Below are 17,612 nucleotides of genomic sequence, written 5' to 3'. Positions count from 1 at the left end.
CCGTCGATGCCATGACGGTGTTGCCAGATCTCGGCGCGGTGCGCCAGTCTCTGGGGCGCAGCCTGTTCGGCATGGTGGCGGGACCCGACGGTCCCGCTAACCGCGCGCGCATTCACGAGACACCGGGCCCACGCTGGTTCGGAGAGGACCGCCCGATCCGCAGAGTGCACGCCGACGCGTCGATGTTCGTCGGCGGCCTTCGCGCTCTGCTGCTGCAGTCGCTGCATCCCCTGGCGATGGCGGGCGTTGCCGAGCACTCCGATTACCGCGGCGACCCGTGGGGCCGGCTGCAGCGCACCAGCACCTTCCTCGCGGTCACCACCTTCGGGCCCGCAGACGATGCGCAACGCGCCGTCGACAAGGTGCGCGGCATCCACCAACGCGTGCGCGGCACTGCCCCGGACGGCAGGCGGTACCGGGCGTCGGATCCGCACCTACTCGAATGGGTCCACATCGCCGAGGTCGACAGCTTCCTGCTCGCCCACCGGCTCTACGGTGCGCAACCGCTCGACCAGGACGGCCGCGACGGGTACGTCGCCGACACCGCCTGTGTGGCAAGGGCGCTCGGCGTGCCCGATCCGCCGCTGACGGAATCCGACTTACATGACCGGATCGAGGCGTACCGCCCAGAACTCGAAGGCACGCCCGCGGCGCGCGACGCGGCCCGTTTTTTGCTGCTGACTCCCCCGCTGCCGCTGGCGGCGCGCGCGCCCTACGGTCTGCTGGCCGCCACGTCGGTGTCGACGCTGCCGAGTTGGGCCAGGATGCCGTTGCTGCTGCCGTACTTCCCACCGATCGAGGCCACAGTCATCCGGACGGCCGGGCGTCTCGTGGTCGGCGGTATCCGATGGGCGATGACTACCGTTCAGTCCCGACACTCGACAACGTCGAAACCGCCGTCGGCGTAGCGGGCCCTGATCACCTTCTTGTCGAACTTGCCGACGCTGGTCTTCGGCACTTCGTCGATGAACGTCCAGCGCTCGGGCAGCCAGAACCGAGCCACCCTGTCGCACAGATGCTTTCGCAATTCAGGCGCGGTGATCACAGCATCCTGTTTGACCACCACCGCCGCCAACGGTCGTTCCTGCCACCGGTCGTCGGGCACCGCCACCACCGCCGCCTCCAGCACCGCGGGATGGTCCATCAGCAGCAGTTCCAATTCGACCGACGAAATCCACTCGCCGCCCGACTTGATGACGTCCTTGGCGCGATCGGTCAGCGTGATGAAACCCTGCGGATCGATGCGGCCGACGTCCCCGGTGCGAAGCCAGCCGTCGTCGAACTTGGCGGGATCGGCATTCTGATAGTACGAACCGGTGATCCACGGTCCGCGAATCTCGATCTCGCCCACGGCCTTACCGTCGTTGGGTAGCACGCATCCGGCATCGTCGACGAGTCGGACGTCGACTCCGCTGATCACCCGGCCCGCGGTGGCGCGCAGGGCCCAGTGGTCCGCCTCGTCGGCCTCCGGCGGCGGTGTCGCGATCGCCGCCAGCGGCGAGGTCTCCGTCATGCCCCAGGCCTGCCGGATGTGGACGCCGTAGGACTGCTCGTATTCCTTCATCAACCCAACGGGGACAGCCGAACCGCCGCAGGCCACGATCCGCAGCGACGAGATGTCGCGGCCGGGATTGGCTTGCAGGTATTGCAGCACATCGTTCCAGATGGTCGGCACCGCGGCGGCTACGGTCGGGCGCCGCTGTTCGATCATGTCGACCAACGGTTCGGCCTGCAGGAAGCGGTCCGGTAGCAGCAGGTCGGCCCCGGCCATCACCGCCGCATACGGCTGACCCCACGCATTCGCGTGGAACATCGGCACGACCGGAAGGACGCGGTCGCCGTCGCTCAGGCCGAGGCCGTTGGCGGTGCACACCGACATCGAATGCAGGTAACTGGAGCGGTGGCTGTACACCACACCCTTCGGATTTCCGGTCGTGCCGCTCGTGTAACACATTGCGGCGGCGCATCTTTCGTCGAGATCGGGCCAGTCGAACTCCAGTGGCTGGCCGTCGAGCAGATCGTCGTAGCGGATCACGTCCTTCCCCGACGCAATGAGCGACGCCAGGTCGCCTTCGCCGACCGCGATCACGGTCTGAACCGAGGTCAGCTGTGGCAGCACATCGGCAAGTAGCGGCGCCAGCGACATGTTCACCACCACGACGCGGTCTTCTGCCTGGTTGGCGATGAAGGCGATCTGCTCGCCTGCCAACCGGATGTTCAGTGTGTGCAGCACCGCGCCCATGCACGGTGCCGCGAAGTAGGTTTCGAGGTGTTCCTGGTTGTTCCACATGAACGTCGCGACGCGATCCCCGTCAGCGACGCCGAGTTGCCGCAGGCCGTGTGCGAGTTGCGCCACCCGCGTTCCGAACTCGCCGTAGCTGGCGTCGCGGTACCCGTCACCGGTGGCGGTGATGACGCGTCGGTTCGAGTGCCAGCCCGTGCCGTGCCGAAGAATGCCGGTCACTGTCAGCGGGAAATCCTGCATCGTGCTCTGCATGTCCACCCCAATGGTCGTCTGCCCCATCATGGCAGGCAGTACCCATTAGCATCCGTGACATGGCGTATCCCGGTCATCCGCCGCCACCGGCGTCGAAGCCGCCGATTTCCGCCGCCGACTTGTCCATTTCGATCGTCGTCGGAGTTCTCACGGTCGTGTTCGGGGCGACCGCGGCGGTCATGGGGTTGTTGCTGCTCGCATTCCTGGACCACTGCCCGCCGGAAACCTGCAGCATCGACGGTGCTGTCACCGCCGTAGGCACGGCGTTGCTGGCGGCCTTCGGCATCGGCGTGGCCGGGTTGGTGGTCACCGTGATCCAGTTGTATCGGCGCAAACCCGGCTGGCCCGTCGCGATTGCAACACTGCTGTTGTGCGGGGTGGCGGTGGCGCTGGGTGGCGTCGGCTACTCGATCGCGGTCGGCGGCTGAGCCGGTCGGGCGAATTCCGCCCACCGTCGTCGTCCACTCGCCTACGGTGGCCAAGGTGGAACCACACCATTTGCAAGCCCCCGAGCTTGTGCCCGTCGAGGCGCTGCGGTCGGGGGAACATGTCACCGACGTCAACGGTGGCGGTGCGCACTACATCGTTTTGGAATCCAAGGTACTCGGTGGCGGCTGCGTCGTGCTTGAGCTGGAATCCAAAGCCAACGACCAGCTCCGGGTCATCGAGATGTCCTTCCCCGCAGGCTACGAAATGGGTAGATCACCCCGCCGCCCTGTGCTCTGACCCCACCCCGAGGAGGTGGTTCGGCCTGGCGGCGCCGCCTCGAGTTGCCGTGCGAAGCACTGCGTTGAATGATCCGTGCCAATGGACACCGCAGATGCTTTCGCGCTCGCCGACCTCGATGCCGTCGGCCAAGCCGAACTGGTGGCCTCCGGCGAATCGACGGCCACGGAACTGCTCGAGGCGGCCATCCTCCGCGTCGAGGCCACCCGCTCCCTGAACGCCGTCATCGCCGACCTTTTCGATCGCGGCCGTCAGCAGGCCGCGACGTTGACCGCCACGGGTCCACTCGCGGGAGTTCCGTTTCTGCTCAAGGACCTTGGCGCCTCGCTCGCGGGCGCGCCGGAGGCGATGGGCTCCCGTGCCCTGCGGACACACGTCGCGGCCGAGTCGGCCTGGATCGTCGATCGGTACCTGGCGGCGGGTCTCGTGGTGTTCGGCAAAACCAATACCCCGGAATGGGGTAACCACTGCACGACCGAGCCCTCACTGTTCGGCCCGACGGTGAACCCGTGGTCGCCGTCGATCACGCCCGGCGGATCCAGTGGCGGTTCGGCCGCGGCGGTGGCGGCGGGTGTGGTGCCAGCGGCATCGGGAGGCGACGGCACCGGGTCGATCCGGGTGCCCGCATCGTGTTGCGGCCTGGTCGGCCTCAAACCCCGCCGCGCCCGCACCTCGTTCGCACCGGGCGCGGGCCACGGCCTGGAGGGTCTGGTCAACGAGCATGCGTTGACCAGGACCGTGCGTGACAGTGCCGCACTCCTCGATGCTGTCACCGGCTCTGCCCCCGGCGACCCGTACAACGCCCCGACTCCGAATGTGCCTTTCCTGCAAGCGATCACGCAGCAACCGCCGGTGACGCGCATCCTGCTGGCGACCTCGTCACCGTTTCCGGGACCCGCCACCGACCCGCAGGTCGTCGCCGCCGTCGAGCGGGCGGGCGCCGCCCTCGAGGACCTCGGCCACGTCGTGGAACCGGGGGCGCCCACTATCGACGCGGACGCCGTCGCCGACGCGATCGCCGTCCTGCACAACGTCAGCAACGCGCAATTGCACGCGCTGGCGACGGCGCACCTCGGACGGGAACCACACGAGGACGAATTCGAGCCGAGCACCTGGGTCATGGTGCGCGAAGGGTTCACGACGACCGGCCTGGCCTACGCGGAGGCGATCGGTGCGGTGCACACGCAGACGCGCCGGTTCGTGGCGGGAATGACCGGATACGACGTGCTGCTGGTGCCCACGCTGCTGACACCGCCGCCGCCGTACAAGCTGCTGGATCAACCGCGCGGTACGACGCGGGCGTTCTTCGACGTCGAGTTCGCCGCCACCGGTTGGACGTCGCTGGCCAATGTCACTGGCTGGGCGGCGATCTCGCTGCCGTTGGGCGTCACCGCCGACGGCCTACCGATCGGCGTCCAGCTGATGGCGCCCGACGAGACCATCCTGCTGCAACTCGCCGCGCAACTCGAGACCGCGATGCCATGGTTACAACGGCGGCCCAGTATGTAATGTCGCGGCATGGTGCGCGACATCCGTGAGCTGACCGATTCCCCCGAGGCCTACGCGGAGGAACTGCACAGGCGCTGGGGCGGGCTGCTGAGCTACCGCTACATCGGCCGCAGCTACGCGCAGATGGACCTCGGCCCGGAGGACAACACCGTCACCGTCCGCCGCGACATGCGCAACGGTGCGGGTGGTCTTCTGCTGGCGGTGTTGGGCATCGCCTCGCCCGAAGGCGGCCACATGTCCGATCTCGAGGCGGTGCCCAATCCGGTCATCCATTCCTGTCAGATCCTCGATCCCGGCCGCGACGTCAGACGCATCGAGATGGTGTCCGAGGAACTCAAACGCGGTCGGCAGATGGGCTACAGCCGATCGAAGATCGTCGACGCCGACCACCCCGACCGGGTGCTGGCCCTGACCCAGGGCCAGGGCATCAGCATCGGCATCCCGCCCGAGGGGCTCCAGCGGATGGAGGCCAACCCGCTGGAGGTCGTCGACTCCCCCGATCTGCCGCCACTGTGGCAGGTGTTCGGCGGGCATCGCAGGCCCGACGGCCGCTGGGCGCTGCCAGAACTGGCCGTCGAGGTCGCCTCCCCCGACGCCGCCCTGCACATCGGCCCGCAGTTCGTCATCCTGGAAACCGCTGCGACCGACGCCGCGGCCGCCCTCGCGGGCACCGACCGGGTTCAGGGCGTCTCGTCGCACGTGATGTTCATGGCCCGGGGCAAGGCCGGCCCGTTCCGCGTCGAAAGCGAGCCGATGAGCGGCGCCGACGGCACCGTCGCCGTCCGCACTGTGTTGTACGACGAGGGGCTGGGCGATCGGGTCACGACAGTGGGCTCGTATCTGTTCCGATCGGTGTGATGAGACACTCATGCCATGGTTGTCGCAATCGCCCGTCCGAAGCTGGAAGGCAACATCGCCGTCGGCGATGATCGCCAGATCGGGTTCGCCGAGTTCGGCGCCCCCCGCGGCCGCGCGGTGTTCTGGCTGCACGGCACGCCAGGCGCCCGCAGGCAGATCCCGATGGAGGCCCGCGTCTTCGCCGAACAGCGGCAGATCCGGCTGATCGGCGTCGACCGGCCGGGCATCGGCTCGTCGACTCCGTTCCAGTACGACACGGTGTTCGCGTTCGCCGAGGACCTTCGGACCATCGCCGACACGCTGGGCATCGACAAGTTCGAGGTCATCGGCCTGTCCGGCGGCGGGCCGTACACGCTGGCCTGCGCCGCCGCGATGCCCGAGCGCGTGGTGGCCGCCGGTGTGCTCGGCGGGGTGGCCCCTGTGCGGGGGCCGGACGCGATCAGCGGTGGCATCTCGACGCTGATTTCGGCGGCCGCACCGGTGGTCCAGATCGCCGGGGCCCCGCTGCGGTTGGCCGCCAGCACGTTGATCCGGTTGATCCGGCCGGTCGCCGAACCTGCGCTGTACGCGTATGCCAGCGTCTCGCCCGAGGCGGACCGTCAGCTGTTGGTCCGGCCCGAGTTCAAGGCAATGTTCCTCGACGACCTGCTCAACGGCAGCCGCAAGCAACTCGCGGCGCCCTTCGCCGACGTCGTGGTGTTCGCCCGCGACTGGGGCTTCCGGCTCGACGAGGTCAAGGTGCCGGTTCGCTGGTGGCACGGCGACCGTGACCACATCGTCCCGTTCGAGCACGGCCGGCATGTGGTGTCCCGGCTGCCAGATGTGCAGCTGACTCACCTGCCCGGCGAAAGCCACCTGGCCGGCTTAGGTCGGGCCGAGGAGATCCTCGACACCATGCTGGGGTTGTGGGACCGCACCGAACAGCGGTGACCGCAACCTGGCGCTGATCGGGCCGACGCCGTTCTCGGTCACGTTGAAGACGCGCAACGCCGACGTGGTCGCGGTGACAAGGCGGCTCAACACGTCGCCCGGCGGCATCTCGACGGTGGCGACGACACCGAGTTCCGGCAGCATGCGCACGATGTCGAACCAGCGCACCGGATGCATCACAGCTGTGGCGAGGTCGTCGAGCACGGCGGTCGCATCGTCGCGAATCCTGCGCGCGCCGACGTTCGTCATGTACACCGCGCACAGCTGTCTGCGTGGCGTCGTCGAAAGTTCTTGTGCCACCGCGTGTGCGGTGTCGGATTGAATCGGGCCGTGCGATGCGACGGCGACGTCGAGCATCTCGAAGCGGCGGGCGCCGGCGCGTTGGGCGGCCTGCCTGGCGCTGTCCAACGCGGCGATGGTGCCGCCGAGCACCACTTGGTCGACGGCGTTGATGTTGGCGATCCACATCGCGTCGGTTTGCGAGTCGACCAGGTCGCGGACCGCCCGTAACCGCAAGCCGGTGAGCGCGGCCATCCCCCACTGCCCGGTTTCGCAGGCCTGCGCCATTGCGTCACCCCGAACACGCACGGCGGCAACCGCTTCGGCGAAAGTGAGCACCCCGGCCCCGACCGCGGCGGCGAACGCCCCGGCCGAGTGCCCCGCCACCAGGTCGGGTCGCAAGCCGTGGTCTTCGGTCAGTGTCCGTGCTGTCGCCACCCCGCAGATCAACAGCGCCAGTTGCGCGTTCGTGGTGGACGCCAACGCCTCGGCGGTGTCCAGATCGTGGATCGATCCGACGAGCGCTGTCGCTTCGTCGAGCGTGCTTCGGGTCGCGGGGCTGTCCGGCAGCGCGGCCAACATGCCCGCCTGCTGGGCGCCCTGGCCCGGATACAGGAACGCGATCACGATGCCTCCCGGCAGAGGTTTTGCAGTACCGGTCCGTCGGCAGTGCGCACCAGCACCATGTCGGCCGGGCCGAGCAGGTCGTCGAGCGCGATTCCGCCGATCGGCAGATCCAGTTGGCAGTCGACCCGCGCGGGCAGCCTGCGAAAGGACTGCCTCAGTTCGGCTAGCAGCGCGAGGGGCGGCACCTCGTCCACGGTCAGGACCACGTCGAGGTCGCTGCTGGGCTTCACCGCGCAAACCCCTGTCGCCAACGTGTATCCGACGCTGCCGCCAGGTCCCCAGCACATTCCGGTCGGCGTGAGCAGCGCGGTGACCTCGGCGAGGGTGTCCTTGGCGGCGATGTCGGGCAGTTGGTCGATGCGGCGGACGAGGTCAGTAGGGCGGAGCACCTCTGCTATGCACGACGATTCGATGTCCGTCGCGTGGCGGCGTGAGCGGCCCCGGCCGCGGATCCCCACCGGCAGATAGCCCGGAGCGCATCGGGCCCGGCGCACCACCACCCACGGCGCGGCGTGCAGTGCGGCTCTCACCCAGTGCGGACCCGTCCGACCCAACTGCGCCGCCGATGTGATGCGCAACAGGTCGTGGGGCCGCGGAGCAGTCATGGCCGTGTGCCCTGGTGCCATTGCGTAGACATCGCGTCGCGGATCGCCCTCGACGCCTTGCGGTTGGTCAGCGCACCCGGCGAGTCCAGACGATTCGACAGGTCACGCGGGCCGCTGCGGGCGGCGTCGATCGCGGCGTCAACGGCCCGACGGACCGCCTCGATGTCGGCCGCGATCGGATCGTCGGCGTCGGATACCGTCAGCAGGCCGTCGCACAGCCCGAGCTGAGCCCAGTCGCTGACGTTGTAGCTCAGCGGAACAATGGTTTGCGCCAACTTTTCGAGTTCGTCGATGGTGCGCAACGTGATCCTCGCGGCAGCGGACTTGTGCATCGCGTGGATCTCGACGCCAGGATCGTCGAGCGCGAGAATCTGCTGCGCCTGCAGACCGTGGGCGAGGAACCCGCCCGACAGTGCGTGTCCGACCACGATCGCGACAATCGGGTGCCCGGCATTGCGGGCGCGGTGATAGGCGTCGACGGCGGTGGCGATGGCGTGGTGCAGGCCCACCATCTCCTCGATGCGGCCGTACGCTTGGCTGGGCAGGTCGACGACGGCGACGATGGCGCGTTGCGGGTCCGCGGCGATGACGCTTTCGACGGCTTTTGCCAGTGCCAAGGATTCGGTCAGCCCGACCTCACCGTTGCGCGCGCGGTGGAACGGGTTCTGCGGATCGGGCACCACCGCCAGGTAGGTGGCGGTTGGGGTGTCGGCCCTGACCACCGACGGGATGACCGCGACGGGTTCGGTGCCGGCCAGCGCGGCCAGCCAGCGACCACCGCGGCTGGTGGCGGCGGCCGCCGTGCGGGGTGCTGCGGGCTCTGGAGACTCGGTGACCTCAAGGGTCGAGCCCCACAACTGCCGAAGATTCTGCGGCGCAGGCGGATTGCGGGGATCGATGCGGGCCAGCCGCGACCCGAGGATGTCCAGGCGCTCGCTGCGATGGTTGCCTGCCGGAAGCGGGCCCGCCGCAATCGCGTCCAGCACCGCGGCGCGGATCAGGTCGCGGTCGTCGGCGACCAGCGTGTCGGCCAACCCGGTCGCCGCGCGTTGTTCGCCGCCGTCGATGCTCCAAATCAGGGCACGGTCGCCCGAATCGAATTCGTCGATGCCCGCCTCCTGCTCGATGACGGCGGGGCCGTTGAGCCCGATCCTGCCCTGCGGGGTTATCACCAGTCGGGTGCACAACCCGGCGGCGATGCTCATGCCGCCGAACGAGCCGACCTCTCCGGCGACCAATCCGACGACCGGCGCCAGCGGCCGCAGATCCAAGACCGCCGAGCAGATTTCGGCGACCGCGTTCAAGCCGAGGTTGGCCTCTTGCAGCCGCACCCCACCGGTTTCGAACAGCAGCACAGCCGCCGTCGGGGTGCCCGCCCGACTGTCGTCGGCCGCCAGTCGCAGCGCCTGGCTGATCTTCGCGCCCGACACCTCGCCCGTGCCGCCACCTTGGAAGCGCTGCTCGATGGAGGCGATCACCGCAGGCTGCCCGCCGAGGGTTCCCAGCGCGACGACCACACCGTCGTCGGCCTGCGGCACGATGCCCTGCGGTTCCAGCCATGGTGATTCGAGACGGTCGAACGGGCCGCACAGCACCCGGGCGCTGCCCGGATCCAGTAGCGCAGTAGCGCGTTCGAGGGCGTCGCCTTCCAGAAAGCTGTGCCGCTCGAGGATCTGCTGCCAGTCGGTCGTCACGTCGCCGCCTCCGCGGCCTGCCGCAGTCGCAGGGTGACGACGGCCGGTGTGGCGCCGAAGTCGTTGAGTTCCCAACGTCCGGCCAGCGGTGTGTGGGTGAAGAACCGCTCGAGCGTGGCGTGCCACACCGTGTCGAAACCGTTGACACTGGTGCGGACCCGGACCTCGGCAACGTCGACGTCGGAGGCATTGTCGAGCAACACCTCGAGGTCGCCGGACGCCACCACGCCGATGTGCGTGCGCTGGCGGGGGGTTCTGTTGGCGGGGAACCGGTATGACAAGGTCTGCATGGCGATCAGCTTCCTTGCGGCAGCACCGCGTCGAGGAACAATGTCGCGGCGAGCAGGTCGGCGCTGCCGCCCGTCGAAAGACCGAGCCTGGCCGCCTGCCTGCAGAACACCGCCAACCGACGCCGGCCCGCCGCGGTGGTGCAGCCTCCGCTGCGCAGCACATCGGCGGCCGAGGTTTGCGCGAACGCCAGCCCGCGGGCGCCGCCCCGGTGCAGCGCACAGGTGTCGTCGAGCACCGCCATGATGGCCAGCAGCGCGTTGAGCGCTGCGGCGTCGGCGGACTCGCCGCGCATCCGGCATGCCCGCAGCATCGGCAGGCCGTGGCCGACCACGTGTGGAAACCCGTCCTGCGCCTCGCCCACCGCGCCGCGGGCCCCGTAGCGCACCCGCGCGCGTTCGCCGTGCGAGGGCGACCGGCCTGAAGCGGGATCCGCCAACCGGGCCAGCTGAGCGGCGAACGCGACTGCGTCGGCGACGGTTTCGCCGCCCGCGACGCCTGCCGACAACAGCCCGAGCGCCCACAACGCGCCCCGGTGCGTGTTGACTCCCCCGGTTGCGTCGAGCATCCGCCGCTCACCGTCGCGGCCGATGACGCCGATACGCATCCGCAGATCAGGTCCCAACAGCATCGCCCGTGCCGCATCGGCGCACTGCCGCAACGGTTCCCGCAGTGACAGCGCGGAGTCGGTCAACATCGCCAGGCTCATGTCCGGGTGGCTGTGCCGTCCCGAAGCGTCCACCAATCCGGGCTTCGGGGTCAGCACCGCCTCCGCGATCAGGGCGTCGACGGCGGCGGCGGCGATCTGTTCGCTCGACGGTCTGACAATCGTGGTCATGCTCACCAATCCCGGAACTGTGCGGGCGGATCGTAGAGACCGCCGGACCATGCGACCAGGTCCTCGATGCTGCGGGCGGCGAGCAGCGACCGATCCGCTTGCCGCGCACCGATTCCGAGGTCTTCCGGGAAGGCGACCAGCCCGTCGCGGCGCAACTGCTCGGTGCTGGCGGCATCCGCTCCGAGTCCGATGGGTGTCACACCCGCGATCGCGGCCAACGCCGCCCTGCGGTCGGCGAGCGACGGCGTCTTGTACAGGTACGCCACACCTTCCTCGGTCACGACGTGGCTGACGTCGTCACCGTAGATCATCACCGGCGGGATCGGCATCCCGGCGTGCTTGCCGACCTCGACGGCGTCGAGAGTTTCGACAAACGTTGGGATGCCGCCCTTCTGGAACGTCTGGGCGATCTGCACCACCAGCTTGCGCCCGCGCAGCGCGTACGACTCCCCGTGCGCGAGGCTCAGCCAGGCCGGTGACGAGTGGCGGCGGCCGTGCGGGTCGTGACCCATGTTCGGCGCGCCGCCGAAGCCAGGGAGCCTGCCGTCGGTGACGGTCGACGAGTTGGCGTCGCGGTCGATCTGCAGGGACGAACCGATGAACATGTCGACCGCGTACTGCCCCGCGAGTTGACACAGCACGCGGTTGGACCGCAGCGACCCGTCCCGCCCGGTGAAGAAGATGTCCGGTCTGGCCGCAGTGTAGCGCTCCATACCGGCCTCACCGCCGAAGCAGTGGATCGACTCCACCCATCCCGACTCGATCGCCGGTATCAGCGTCGGATGCGGATTGAGCGTCCAGTGCCTGGCGATCCGGCCCTTCAGGCCCAGTTGCGCCCCAAAGGTCGGTAGCAGCAATTCAATTGCCGCCGTGTCGAATCCGATCCCGTGGTTGAGCGACGTCACCTGGTGTCGTTCGTAGACACCGCGGATCGCGATCATCGCCTTGAGGATCTCCACCGGCCCGATCAGCCGGGGATCGCGGGTGAACAGCGGCTCCAACGCGAACGGCCGGTCAGCCTCGACGACGAGATCCACCCAGTCGGCCGGGATGTCGACACGCGGCAACGCTCCGACATCGACGATCTCGTCGGCCTGCACCACGACGATCCCGTCGCGAAACGCGGTGGCCTCGGCGATCGTCGGGGTGTCCTCGGTGTTCGGCCCGGTGTACAAGTTGCCATCGCGATCCGCCTTCGTCGCGCACAACAACGCGATGTGGGGCGTCAGGTCGGTGAACATCCGCGCGTACAACTCCACGTAGGTGTGGATGGCGCCGATGCGCACCTGGCCGTCTTCCACCATCTGGGCGATGCGCACACTCTGCGGGCCTGCATACGCGAGATCCAATGTCGCGGCGATCTTTTGCTCGAACAGGTCGAGGTGCTCGGCGCGTGACACCGACGAGATCAGCATGTGCAGGCCGTTGACCTTGCCGGGGTCGCACTGCGCCAGTGTGCGGGACAAGAAGTCGGCCTGCTTCTGGTTGTCGCCCTCGAGCGCGACCCGGTCGCCGGGCCGCAGCAATCCCTCCAACACCTCGCGCAACCGCGCTTGGTCGATCACCTTGCCGACGACGTAGCGATCGACCGCCGCGAGCCTGACCTGTTTGTCGGCTCGGCGGCGGTCCCACGTCGGCGCGGTCACCCTCCGGTGGCCTCGATGATCAGGTTGGCGACCTCGCGGGCCTTCGACACGATCGACAGATGGCTGGCGTCGAGTTCGATTGTCTTGGCGCCCATCCGCTGTGCCATGAACCGTTCGAGATCAGGGTTGATGGTGCGGTCGTTCTTCGACACCGCGTAGAACGTCGGCTTGTCGCGCCACGCCGCGTTGGTGGTGCGGCCGCTGAACAACTCGTTCGAGATCCTGCCCTGCACCGCGTAGAGCACCTTGGCCCTGGCCGCCGGGACGTCCTGGGCGAAGTCGTTGAGGAAGGCCGCTTCGGACAGTTGCGCGTATCCGTCCGGGCCCTTCACCAGACCGGCGCTGGCGGGCGGTGTCGGGTACTGGGCGGCCAGCGCGGTGTAGTCCTCGCCAGCGTCGGGGGCTCGTGCGGCGATGTACACCAACGCGGTCACCTTCGGGTCGACACCTACCTCGGTGGCTATCATGCCCGAATACGAGTGTGCGACAAGGACGGTCGGGCCGTCCATCAATGCCAGTGTGCGGCGGGCGAATTCACAGTCTTCCTCCAGCGTCTGCAACGGATTCTGCACGGAGGCGACGTTCAGTCCGCGCGCCTGGAGGTACGGGATCACATCGGCCCAGCATGATCCGTCGGCGTAGGCGCCGTGCACCAGAACCACGTTGCGCGCCTGCGGCATTGGATTCGGCGGAGGTGCCGCCGAGACGCGTTGCGCCCCGATCAGCGCCGCGGCGCCACCAAGTGTCACCGCTGCGGCGAACGTCCGACGGTCCATACACGCTCCGATTCGACAAAGTCCGGTCCCCCGCCCGGCAGATCATGTATGCAATCGTGGATCGCGTCAATTCGACCGGGATGGTGTCTAGAAACCGTAGCCCAAGGCAGCTGGTACATCACTGATAAATGCGGCATCCAGTTGCGCGATGAGGCCGGGTTCACCTGCGTGTAACCGGTTCGCACTGGCAAACGAGGATGCCTTGTGCGCGCCCAGGTAGAGACTGCCGAGGACGTCGAGGCCCATGCGGACGTCAGGCTCCGCTGCGATCGGCAGACAGCTTGCCCTGCCCTCGCGCACCTCGAGCGCGAAACGTCCACCGTCGCTTCGGAATTCGTCGGATATCTCGATGACGACAGAGAGATCCGCGTGATATGTCCGCGCTTCCAACGTCGTCGGGATGTCCATGATCCGCATCCACAGGTCGTCCTCGTAGTGCGTGACCCTGGCCGTCCGGTGGTCGGTCAGCAGGTACGGCAGCGGGTCGGCGGGGTGTGTGCCGAAGGCGACCGTCTCCATCAGGTCGAGGCCCAGCAACGCCCTGGCCAACGCGATGCCCGCGGCGGTGGTCGCCGGTATGAGCTCGCCGACGCGGACGAACATCGGGTCGTCGCCGAACACCCGGTACAGGGCGTACCCGTCGGGATGCAGCATCGCGTACCACTCGGTGCCGCCTCGCCGCACCGACTCCCGGTCGGTCAGCAGTTCGTCCCACAACGCCTTCGGGCGGACCAGGCCGCCGGGTGTGCGCCGCCGCCAGCGGTCGTAGATGTCCTCGAACTCGGCGCGGTGGTCGGCGGGTTTGACGAGGCGGACGCCGCCGGGGTCGGGCGCGTCGTCGCGGAATCGTGCGAAGCGCCGGTCGACGGTGAGTTCCTGCTCGATGGTCGCCGGCCCGTACCCGAACCGCCCGTAGATTCCGCCCTCGCTGGCGGTCAGGCCCGCGATCGGATATCGCGCATCGGCGATGCGGTTGTGTAGTTCGGAGTACATGGCGCGCAGGATGCCGCGGCGGCGGTGCGTCGGCGCCACACCGACGATCGTGACGCCGGCCATCGGCAGCACCGCGCCGCCCGGCACGGTCAGCCGGAGATCGAGATAGTGCGCCATGCCGACGACGTCGGATCCGGCGCAGGCAAGAACCGTGCCGTCGGCTGCCATCAGCGACCGCCACGCGGCGAGTGATTCGGGATGGCCGAACCTGCCGAAGCAGGTGGCGTCCAGCAGCGCGATCGCCGGCCAATCGGCGTCGGTGGCCGATCGGATGGTCATGGTCCCGGTCTCGGAGGCGAGCACAGGGTTCGACGGTGCCACACGGCGACGTCCGAGCGCATCCGAATTACCGAGCGCATCCGAATTAGGTGCTCAGCCGATACCTTGGAAGAGCCTGGAAGTGCCCGGCTTTGCACGGAAGGAGCGATCGTCATGGCGACCGATCTGACGCTCTATCTCGACGACCAGCCCGGCGAACTGGCCAGGGTCGGCGACGTGCTCGGCAAGGCGGGCACCAACATTGCGGGCTTGTGCGCGCTGACCACCGGTGGCGGTCAGGCCGAGGTGCACATCCTGGTTCAGGACGCCACGCCGGTGTTCGAGGCGCTGCAGGGGGCAGGCATCAAGATCGCAGCCGAGCAGGAGGTGATCGTGCTGGAGGTGGAGGACCGGCCGGGAGCGCTCGGCGAGGTGGCGCACCGGCTCGGGAGGGCGAAGGTCAACCTGACCACGGTCTACCTGGCGACCAACACCCGGCTGGTGCTGGCGGCCGACAATCTCGCCGAGGCCAAGGCCGCGCTGAGCTGATCAGCGCTTGAGCCAGCTCTGCACGGTGCTCAGGTCGCGGGTGTAGGCGGTCATGATGTCGTCGTGGTAGAGGGAACTGCCGCTGATCGCCTCGTCGCCCTGCCAGATCACCTGCACCCGGACGATGCCCTTGGCGTAGTAGTCGGTGCGGTCGACATCCCGACGGTGCCAGCCGCCCAATTCGGCCAATTCGGCAATCGCATGCCGCTCGTCGGTGGAACTCATCGGTGAGACGATACAGCGATGCTCGAGCTACAGGTTCGGCAGGCCGATGTGACCCGACTCGAGGTCGACGCGATCGCCAACGCCGCCAACACACAGCTCAAGCACGGCGGTGGGGTGACGGCCGCGATCGCCCGCGCAGGCGGACCTGCTGTGCAGCGGGAGTCGAGGGCCAAGGCGCCGATCGGCTTGGGCGAGGCCGTCGAGACCACGGCGGGCGATATGCCCGCGCGCTACGTCATCCACGCCGCGACGATGGAACTCGGCGGGCCGACGTCGGCGCAGATCATCGCCGACGCAACGCGGGCGACACTGGTCAAGGCCGACGAGCTCGGTTGCCGGTCGCTGGCGCTGGTCGCGTTCGGGACCGGTGTGGGCGGCTTCGGGCTCGACGACGCGGCCCGGTTGATGGTCGACGTCGCACGCGCACACCGGCCGCGTTCGCTCGAGCGGGTGATGTTCGCGGTGCACGGCGACGAAGCCGAACGCGCGTTCCGCGAAGCGGTGGCGCAGTGACCGACGTCGCGACGATCGGTGTCGAAGAGGAGTTCTTCCTTGTCGACCGCGAGGGCGCGCCCCAACCGGCCGCGGCCGCGGTGATCGCCAGGGCCGCGACCGAACTCGGCGATCAGATCTCCGGCGAGTTCACCCGATATCAGGTCGAGATCAAGACGCGTGCGTGCGAGGACGCCAAGCAACTGCGCGCCGAACTCGCAGGCGCACGGGCCGCGGCGGTACATGCGGCCGCAGCAGAAGGCTTGCGGCTGTGCGCTTCCGGGACGCCGGTCCTCGATCACCGTGCGTCCACGGCCGTCGGCGACCATCCGCGGTACCGCGCCGGGGTCGCCCAGTACCGAACCATGCTCGACGACTTCATGGTCTGCTCACTGCACGTCCACGTCCACGTGGTGGACCGTGAGCACGCCGTGTTGATCGGCAATCACCTGCGCCCCTGGCTGCCTCTTCTGCTGGCGGTGAGCGCCAATTCCCCGTTCCACCGCGGCGTCGACACGGGATACGTCGATTGGCGCGCGATCATTCGCAGCCGCTTCCCCTGCCTCGGACCGCCGCCGTACGCCGAATCACTGCGCCACCACGAAGACCTCGCAGCGGCGATGGCCGACTCCGGTGCCATGCTCGACGCCGCGACACCGTTCTGGGACATCCGGCCGAACCCGCACGTGCCGACGTTGGAACTCCGGTCGATGGACGTGACCGCCGACATCGACGACACCGTGGCGCTCGCGGTGTTGACCAGGTCGCTGGTGGCGACCGCCTCCGCCAGCGTTCGCGCGGGCGACCGGGGCCCGAGGACGGGCAGCGAGTTGTTGCGTGCCGCGTATTGGCGCGCGGCCAGGGATGGCTGGTCCGGATGCGGCGTCGACGCGTTGAGTGGACAGGTCCTTCCCGCGCCGGTGCAAATGGAACGACTGCTCGATCATGTGGGCGATGCGTTGCATTACGCCGGTGACCATCAGGTGGTGCGGGAGTTCGTGGCGAGGCTCGCTGCGCAGGGCACGGGGGCCGAACGGCAACGCGCGTCGCTGGCGGAATCGGGCACGTTCGCGGGTGTGGTCGACGACGTGGTCACGCTGACGGCGCGAACGTGATGACCAGTACGTCGCGTCGGGCGGGCCGCGAAGGGTCGCGCGGCCGAATCGGTGAGACGCCATGCAGCGTGCGTCGGTCGTCACCGAGAAGCAGCGTGCCGGGGTCGGCCAGCGTGGTCGCGAGAATGTGCTCACCAGCCATGTCGGTGACGACGCTCTCTCCGCCGAGGGCGTTGTCCCTGCCGATCAACAGCGAGGTGACCAGCGTGACGCCGTCTCGGTGCATCCCCTCCGGTGTCGGTTGACCGGCGTCGTCTGTCGACGCCAACACCCGAAACGGCGTGACTTTGGCATCCCATGTCGACGCGTCGTCGAGTGCTGTGGCCACATCGCCGAGTAGCGTCAGGATCCGTTGCAGCAGTTGATCTTTCGCGAATTCCTCGGTCAGCGGTTCGAAGTAGCGGTCGGTGGCGATGTAGAGCGGGTTGGAGTTCTCGGGCTGAACGAACGCACTGGGCGCCGCGGGATCGAATGCGTGCTCGGTCGGGCTGAACACGAAGTGGCCGTATCGGCGTAGCCGCTGGGTGCCGAGTTCCGCGGCGTATCGGTCGGCCGCGAGGTGCTCCCAGTGCGCGGCGAACGACGCCCATTCGGAGTCGTCGATCCCCAGCTGACCATTGACGTCGGCCGGCGTCAGCAGAACGGCACCGACGTCTGCGAGCTGCTGTGCAATGTGGTTTGGCGGCATGACGCGAATGGGATACCCA

The 17,612-nt window shown here is 68.4% G+C and carries 20 protein-coding genes; 9 read left to right on the top strand and 11 right to left on the bottom strand.

Translation table 11 applies throughout. The features are described from left to right. Positions 1 to 11: 11 nt before the first annotated feature. Positions 12 to 908: an oxygenase MpaB family protein gene (locus tag A5724_RS15850; protein WP_067803472.1), complete on the top strand. Its 897-nt coding sequence runs from the start codon at positions 12 to 14 to the stop codon at positions 906 to 908. Here the strand turns inward: A5724_RS15850 and A5724_RS15845 are convergent. Further along, positions 866 to 2,497: a fatty acid--CoA ligase gene (locus A5724_RS15845; RefSeq protein ID WP_067803858.1), complete on the bottom strand. Its 1,632-nt coding sequence runs from the start codon at positions 2,495 to 2,497 to the stop codon at positions 866 to 868. The two genes, A5724_RS15850 and A5724_RS15845, sit on opposite strands and share 43 nt — an antisense overlap. Before the next feature lie 59 nt (positions 2,498 to 2,556). Between A5724_RS15845 and A5724_RS15840 the strand changes: the two genes are divergently transcribed. The 5 genes from A5724_RS15840 to A5724_RS15820 all read left to right on the top strand — a co-directional run bounded on the left by A5724_RS15840 (position 2,557) and on the right by A5724_RS15820 (position 6,520). Then, positions 2,557 to 2,925, top strand: coding sequence for a hypothetical protein (locus A5724_RS15840; protein ID WP_067803470.1), 369 nt, complete (start codon positions 2,557 to 2,559; stop codon positions 2,923 to 2,925). 55 nt (positions 2,926 to 2,980) lie between these two features. Continuing rightward, positions 2,981 to 3,223, top strand: coding sequence for a hypothetical protein (locus A5724_RS15835; protein ID WP_369830640.1), 243 nt, complete (start codon positions 2,981 to 2,983; stop codon positions 3,221 to 3,223). An 81-nt stretch (positions 3,224 to 3,304) separates the two neighbouring features. Further along, positions 3,305 to 4,732 carry an amidase gene (locus tag A5724_RS15830; protein ID WP_067803467.1) on the top strand — a complete coding sequence of 476 codons (1,428 nt, stop codon included), beginning with the start codon at positions 3,305 to 3,307 and terminating at the stop codon, positions 4,730 to 4,732. A 9-nt stretch (positions 4,733 to 4,741) separates the two neighbouring features. Further along, on the top strand, positions 4,742 to 5,590 hold the full coding sequence (locus tag A5724_RS15825; RefSeq protein WP_067803465.1) for a hypothetical protein: 849 nt from the start codon (positions 4,742 to 4,744) through the stop codon (positions 5,588 to 5,590). A gap of 15 nt (positions 5,591 to 5,605) precedes the next feature. Next, on the top strand, positions 5,606 to 6,520 hold the full coding sequence (locus tag A5724_RS15820; protein WP_067803462.1) for an alpha/beta fold hydrolase: 915 nt from the start codon (positions 5,606 to 5,608) through the stop codon (positions 6,518 to 6,520). Here A5724_RS15820 and A5724_RS15815 read toward each other — a convergent pair. The 8 genes from A5724_RS15815 to A5724_RS15780 all read right to left on the bottom strand — a co-directional run bounded on the left by A5724_RS15815 (position 6,455) and on the right by A5724_RS15780 (position 14,545). Next, positions 6,455 to 7,426 (bottom strand): acyltransferase domain-containing protein, encoded by a 972-nt coding sequence (locus A5724_RS15815; RefSeq protein ID WP_067803459.1) that lies wholly within the window; start codon positions 7,424 to 7,426, stop codon positions 6,455 to 6,457. The genes A5724_RS15820 and A5724_RS15815 overlap by 66 nt on opposite strands. Further along, positions 7,423 to 8,031, bottom strand: coding sequence for a malonate decarboxylase holo-ACP synthase (locus A5724_RS15810; RefSeq protein ID WP_067803853.1), 609 nt, complete (start codon positions 8,029 to 8,031; stop codon positions 7,423 to 7,425). Before A5724_RS15810 ends, A5724_RS15815 begins: the two co-directional genes overlap by 4 nt. Beyond that, a complete protein-coding gene (gene mdcD / locus A5724_RS15805) occupies positions 8,028 to 9,725 on the bottom strand; it encodes a biotin-independent malonate decarboxylase subunit beta (protein WP_067803456.1) in 1,698 nt (565 codons plus the stop codon). Before mdcD ends, A5724_RS15810 begins: the two co-directional genes overlap by 4 nt. Then, positions 9,722 to 10,015, bottom strand: coding sequence for a malonate decarboxylase acyl carrier protein (gene mdcC / locus A5724_RS15800; protein ID WP_067803453.1), 294 nt, complete (start codon positions 10,013 to 10,015; stop codon positions 9,722 to 9,724). Before mdcC ends, mdcD begins: the two co-directional genes overlap by 4 nt. 5 nt (positions 10,016 to 10,020) lie before the next feature. Continuing rightward, the gene (locus tag A5724_RS15795; RefSeq protein ID WP_067803450.1) at positions 10,021 to 10,851 is read right to left on the bottom strand and encodes a triphosphoribosyl-dephospho-CoA synthase; all 831 of its coding nucleotides are present in this window, start codon (positions 10,849 to 10,851) and stop codon (positions 10,021 to 10,023) included. A gap of 2 nt (positions 10,852 to 10,853) precedes the next feature. Next, positions 10,854 to 12,497, bottom strand: a complete 1,644-nt coding sequence (mdcA, locus tag A5724_RS15790) for a malonate decarboxylase subunit alpha (protein WP_067803447.1) — start codon at positions 12,495 to 12,497, stop codon at positions 10,854 to 10,856. Continuing rightward, complete coding sequence (locus tag A5724_RS15785) at positions 12,494 to 13,273, bottom strand: alpha/beta fold hydrolase (protein WP_067803444.1); 780 nt, start codon at positions 13,271 to 13,273, stop codon at positions 12,494 to 12,496. The genes mdcA and A5724_RS15785 overlap by 4 nt, the downstream gene beginning before the upstream one ends. An 87-nt stretch (positions 13,274 to 13,360) precedes the next feature. Next, complete coding sequence (locus A5724_RS15780) at positions 13,361 to 14,545, bottom strand: enhanced intracellular survival protein Eis (RefSeq protein WP_067803851.1); 1,185 nt, start codon at positions 14,543 to 14,545, stop codon at positions 13,361 to 13,363. 153 nt (positions 14,546 to 14,698) lie between these two features. Between A5724_RS15780 and A5724_RS15775 the strand changes: the two genes are divergently transcribed. After that, complete coding sequence (locus tag A5724_RS15775; protein WP_067803441.1) at positions 14,699 to 15,073, top strand: amino acid-binding protein; 375 nt, start codon at positions 14,699 to 14,701, stop codon at positions 15,071 to 15,073. On the opposite strand, the gene A5724_RS15770 is transcribed toward A5724_RS15775, so the two are convergent. Beyond that, complete coding sequence (locus tag A5724_RS15770) at positions 15,074 to 15,298, bottom strand: hypothetical protein (RefSeq protein WP_067803438.1); 225 nt, start codon at positions 15,296 to 15,298, stop codon at positions 15,074 to 15,076. Positions 15,299 to 15,316: 18 nt separating this feature from the next. Here A5724_RS15770 and A5724_RS15765 point away from each other — a divergent pair, with 18 nt between their 5' ends. Next, entirely contained in the window at positions 15,317 to 15,811 is a 495-nt protein-coding gene (locus tag A5724_RS15765) for a macro domain-containing protein (RefSeq protein ID WP_067803435.1), read from the top strand. Next, entirely contained in the window at positions 15,808 to 16,905 is a 1,098-nt protein-coding gene (locus A5724_RS15760) for a glutamate--cysteine ligase (RefSeq protein WP_067803432.1), read from the top strand. The genes A5724_RS15765 and A5724_RS15760 overlap by 4 nt, the downstream gene beginning before the upstream one ends. Here A5724_RS15760 and A5724_RS15755 read toward each other — a convergent pair. Then, entirely contained in the window at positions 16,883 to 17,593 is a 711-nt protein-coding gene (locus A5724_RS15755; protein ID WP_067803429.1) for a 2OG-Fe dioxygenase family protein, read from the bottom strand. The two genes, A5724_RS15760 and A5724_RS15755, sit on opposite strands and share 23 nt — an antisense overlap. Positions 17,594 to 17,612: the final 19 nt, after the last annotated feature.

The organism is Mycobacterium sp. ACS1612 (assembly GCF_001667505.1).
Classification (GTDB): Bacteria; Actinomycetota; Actinomycetes; order Mycobacteriales; family Mycobacteriaceae; genus Mycobacterium.
This window is presented reverse-complemented; position numbering and strand designations above follow the sequence as displayed.

Coding starts and splice junctions, on each gene's coding strand:
- A5724_RS15850 (WP_067803472.1), top strand. CDS start 12: ATGACGGTGTTGCCAGATCTCGGCGCGGTGCGCCAGTCTCTGGGGCGC.
- A5724_RS15845 (WP_067803858.1), bottom strand. CDS start 2,497: ATGCAGAGCACGATGCAGGATTTCCCGCTGACAGTGACCGGCATTCTT.
- A5724_RS15840 (WP_067803470.1), top strand. CDS start 2,557: ATGGCGTATCCCGGTCATCCGCCGCCACCGGCGTCGAAGCCGCCGATT.
- A5724_RS15830 (WP_067803467.1), top strand. CDS start 3,305: ATGGACACCGCAGATGCTTTCGCGCTCGCCGACCTCGATGCCGTCGGC.
- A5724_RS15825 (WP_067803465.1), top strand. CDS start 4,742: ATGGTGCGCGACATCCGTGAGCTGACCGATTCCCCCGAGGCCTACGCG.
- A5724_RS15820 (WP_067803462.1), top strand. CDS start 5,606: ATGGTTGTCGCAATCGCCCGTCCGAAGCTGGAAGGCAACATCGCCGTC.
- A5724_RS15810 (WP_067803853.1), bottom strand. CDS start 8,031: ATGACTGCTCCGCGGCCCCACGACCTGTTGCGCATCACATCGGCGGCG.
- mdcC (WP_067803453.1), bottom strand. CDS start 10,015: ATGCAGACCTTGTCATACCGGTTCCCCGCCAACAGAACCCCCCGCCAG.
- A5724_RS15795 (WP_067803450.1), bottom strand. CDS start 10,851: ATGACCACGATTGTCAGACCGTCGAGCGAACAGATCGCCGCCGCCGCC.
- A5724_RS15785 (WP_067803444.1), bottom strand. CDS start 13,273: ATGGACCGTCGGACGTTCGCCGCAGCGGTGACACTTGGTGGCGCCGCG.
- A5724_RS15780 (WP_067803851.1), bottom strand. CDS start 14,545: ATGACCATCCGATCGGCCACCGACGCCGATTGGCCGGCGATCGCGCTG.
- A5724_RS15775 (WP_067803441.1), top strand. CDS start 14,699: ATGGCGACCGATCTGACGCTCTATCTCGACGACCAGCCCGGCGAACTG.
- A5724_RS15770 (WP_067803438.1), bottom strand. CDS start 15,298: ATGAGTTCCACCGACGAGCGGCATGCGATTGCCGAATTGGCCGAATTG.
- A5724_RS15765 (WP_067803435.1), top strand. CDS start 15,317: ATGCTCGAGCTACAGGTTCGGCAGGCCGATGTGACCCGACTCGAGGTC.
- A5724_RS15755 (WP_067803429.1), bottom strand. CDS start 17,593: ATGCCGCCAAACCACATTGCACAGCAGCTCGCAGACGTCGGTGCCGTT.